The sequence below is a fragment of the Streptococcus sp. HMSC071D03 genome (assembly GCF_001812125.1).
Taxonomy (GTDB): domain Bacteria; phylum Bacillota; class Bacilli; order Lactobacillales; family Streptococcaceae; genus Streptococcus; species Streptococcus pseudopneumoniae_N.
The window spans coordinates 7348-8897 of sequence record NZ_KV807749.1 but is presented as its reverse complement, the minus strand read 5'-3'; the positions used below and the strand labels follow the sequence as shown (position 1 = coordinate 8897).

General features: G+C 37.4%; 1 pseudogene. It reads right to left on the bottom strand.

The features are described 5' to 3' along the window. Positions 1-1523: pseudogene (locus HMPREF2837_RS05140) on the bottom strand (peptidase M23); the annotation flags it as partial. Between the last annotated feature and the right edge of the window lie 27 nt (positions 1524-1550).

Genomic DNA, 1550 nt, shown 5'->3' with positions numbered 1-1550 from the left:
ATCGTATCTACGTTCTTATACAGAAACTTGGAATTATCATCACTGATTTCTAGATCGTTGCCATTTACCTCGACTTTCCCATCTAGAACTGCTAATAGAGTTTGACCACCTGTGGCTTGCAAAACAGAACCATTAAAGATTTCCTTCGTAGTTTTATAACCAAAACGCTCGATAATCTGAAGGGGAGCTTCTGATTCAGACTGATCTTCTGTATAAAATGGATTATCTAACTCTTGTAGCAACATATATTTTCCGCTATCTCGAGCAATTTCTAAGAGTTCTTTATACTCTTCTAACTCATCCTCACTCAACTTGTAGAGATCATTTTTAGTATAAAGATCTTCCATTGTTTTAAGATTATCTTTATCCCCATTCAAATTCTTCCACAAGGTATCTAAGTAAAGTTTCCCACGATTATTTTGGGAAAAATACTTTTTCTCGTCTATACGAAGTTTATCTGAAATATCATCATACTTATAATTCAAGTACAATAGTGGATCATCAATTTTTGTCCAATAATCTACCTTATCATTCGATTTTTCACGATCCAATTTTGAAAGATACAACCAGGTATCATTCATATCAAACTCATCTTGACGGGTAATTCCTGAACTACCAATGCCAAGAATTGCCAGGAACAAAAGCAGACCAAAAGCAATCAGATAAGCCTTAAAACCAAACGGATTTTTGATAATAGCTTTAATCGGTTTAGATCCAAAACGATAGATCTTTCTAGCCTTCTTAGCAGCCTTCCCTGTCTTAGAAGCGGCTAAGCGATTTCTATAAGCCTGTATCTGTCGAGATAACTTCCCTTCCCAAGAAAATTCTCTTGGGGTTCGAGTGAAGCCTCTCCCATTGGCCTTATTGTAAAACCTATTTCCTAGACTATAGCTTGATTTAACCATTCCTTGACCAAGCTTACCACTATATTTCCCAATCGTTTTAATACGTTTTCCTTGAATCTGAATATCCTGATACTGATTCTTAGTTCGTGCTATATCTGAGAGGGTATCATCCTGATGAGCCGTAGAACTAGCCTGTTGATTAGCAACTCGTTCTACAGATTGTTTGGCCGCACGAAGAAACTTCTTCTTCCGTGATCCACCATTAGCCTCTTGAGCGACTTTAAAAGTTCTTTTAGAAGTTTTTTTCTCCAGTTTCGCCTTATCTAATTCCTGCTTAAGGAAGGCTTGCTTTTTATTGTTCTTATTTAATTCCTGCTTAAGAAAAGCCTGCTTCTTGATATCTTCTGGACGAATGGCCTTCCCTTCTTTCCGAAGCTCTCTTCCCTGTTTCTGGATATTCTTATACTCTTTTTGGATTTTTTTAACCTTGGCTCTTGAAGCTCTAAATTGTTTATGACTACTCTTAACTATGCGATTCGTAGAACGTGATTGTGACTTTAGCTCTTTCATTCGCATAGCACTATCTTGTTGAACAGTGCGGTAATTCTTCCGTACTGTTTCAAGCTTCTGATCTATCTTATGACCGATTGTTTTTGGTCTGCCTTTCTCCCGATCCATAGTGAGACTCCTAAGCGTCTGTTGCGA